At 43.2% G+C, this 2,474-nt stretch carries 1 protein-coding gene and 1 pseudogene; both read right to left on the bottom strand.

Annotation, left to right across the window (positions count from 1 at the left end):
* A pseudogene (locus F6K49_RS41210) lies at positions 1-627 on the bottom strand (nuclease); the annotation flags it as partial.
* A gap of 888 nt (positions 628-1,515) precedes the next feature.
* On the bottom strand, positions 1,516-2,474 hold a 959-nt coding region (locus F6K49_RS41215), incomplete at its 5' end, for a hypothetical protein (protein ID WP_293106842.1).

Raw genomic sequence — 2,474 nt, forward strand, 5'->3', positions numbered from 1 at the left:
TAGTACCCCTGTTACAGTACCGAGCTCGTCACCGACATTAACTATAGGAGAGGTGCCATTCAATAGAGTGTCATCAATCTGAATTCGTTCTGGATTGAAGTCACCGTCACTAATAGCAATGCCATCACCTGGAACCGCCCAAATTTCACCAAAGCTATTGGTAGCAGAAACCGCTACAGCATTATTGATTTGCACCCGCATCCCTTCTAGGCTTTCGTAGAAGTCAGTTAAATCATCATCATCAATAATTTCTGTAGGTAGTGTACGGTCTTCACCGATAACCACTGCAGTAGGTAAAGAATTGTTCGATGATAAGACCCTAATATTAGTTAGGTTAGTAATTTGAGTCAGGGTTAAGTCATTGGAACGGTTACTAGGCCGAAATTCTTCGACATCACCACTCACTTGCACTTCGTCACCGATTCTGACTGTAGGAGTAGAATCGGTAAAGACAAAAATTCCGTCTGAGGTGGCATCATTATTATCTCCATAAGGGTCTTGTAGGTAGAAGCCGTTGCTCGCTACCCCAGTCACAATACCTGTAGTGATGACAGACTCACCAACAAATGGTGAGATATGACCTTCACCTTGGATGTCGTATATGGGACGTATGATTAGATTTGTCATATACCTACCTTTCTGTTTAGAACTAACTAGTAATCTCAGGGTGTTGTATTGGCTTTCAAACCAACGAATCTTTAGCTATTAGCTATCATTTCAGCCGTCACCTATCAGCGTTCAGCGAATCTATGCAATCCCTGATCAATAAACAGAGTAGAGACTTTATCTATTTTTAGATATTCCTATATAGCGTTTATTATTGTTATGAGGGATACAATATTTTTTACCTCTTACCTGTTCGCTCTTCCCTTTTCGCTGCTCCGTGCTCCCTGCTCCGTGCTCCCTGCTCCCTGCCTCCTATAAAGCCTAGGAAAAAGTACCTCAAACATCACTGATATTTGCTATATATTATGTAGATATGTTAGCTATAATGTCTCTACATAATTTTTTTTATGAGCAAGGCTTTAGTCAATTAATTATATTGATTGTATGATGTTTAATTGTTAAAAATAAAAAAATAACAAGATAAAATACAATAATAACTATTAACTAAAAAAAAACAACTAAGCAGCTACTTATGATGGTACTTTATTTTTGCTGATATTGTAGTATCAATTGGCTGGTTGACTAGATTTTTATTTATCTAGCAAGACTTTTAAAAAAATTAATTGAATCAGGAAGGCATAGCAGTTGACAAGTTACCTTGAAATGGTTAAACAGATACACTCTAGCTGTAAGAATTCATCGATCAGCTTCTGAGGGGTCAGCTTTTAAATCAAGACAAACATAGGCATTTAGCCCTGGGACGAGTACATGAGGTGCGACCCGTGATGGCGAGCAATCCCTTGACCGTAGGTCACGCTACGCGAACGCCATCACGGAAAGCGCACCAAGCGTGATGATCGAAAAGCCTCAAGAAGCTGATCGCTGACCGCTTCATGCTTACACTTCCTATCAATCAGATAGACTGTCTCCAAACCTCTCCAACAGTTCCTCACGGGACAGGTTAAGCAACACTTGAGTACGCTCTGTGATCGGCAACTGCATCAAAGGCTCAATCGTCTGGGATAATTCGAGATCAACACGGCCAAACCGCCCTGCCAGTAGATTCTCTACCATCAGGCGCTGTCCCTCTAAATTGCCTTGTTCCCGGCCTTGTTCCCGGCCTTGTTCCCGGCCTTGTTCCCGGCCTTGTTCCCGGCCTTGTTCTCGGCCTTGTTCCCGGCCTTGTTCTAAGGTTTCTTCTCGCCAACGCAAATAAGCTGGTGATAAATTCATAATTAATTCCCTCTCATCTTCACTTAAATCTTCACTCTCCTCTATTTTGATGCGCCAGTTGGCCAGAATCTCTAAGATATTGCCCCGTAAAGGGTGTCCAACTGGCAGTGCCACCAATTCCTTAATGGCTTGCTCCTGAGTGCGATTGCGTCCCAAAACTCTCAACCAGAGGGTTTCTTCGATAACCGGCAGCTGGTTAATGGCCACCAGGGCTGTCTTGAACAACTCAGGCAAAAAGTAAACTCCTTCTACCCAATGCCCGGAATCATCAAGTTTGGCGGCAAAACCATTCAATAGGTTGCTTGAACAAGAAGGAGACAGAATCCATAAACAGGGCAAGTCAGTTTCACTGACAGAATTTTTCTCTCGTCGTGCCTTCCGCTGCAGGTCACCGTAGAGGGCAAACAACTTAAGCAGACAATTGCGCACTGCCATGATCCCGATGGCATTGCGGAATGGTTCCAATAAACAGGCCGTTGAGACCATCTGACCGAGCAATCCTAAAACCTGGGGTGGTTTGGATTCAGAAGGTGCTGGTAGAAACCAAATATCCACTTGGCGTACTTCACTGGTTACTTCGCGGCTGATTTGCACCTCACCGTGAGGTGTTAACAACTCCGTTAAATACTGTTTCG

The sequence above is a fragment of the Moorena sp. SIO3I6 genome (genome assembly GCF_010672095.1).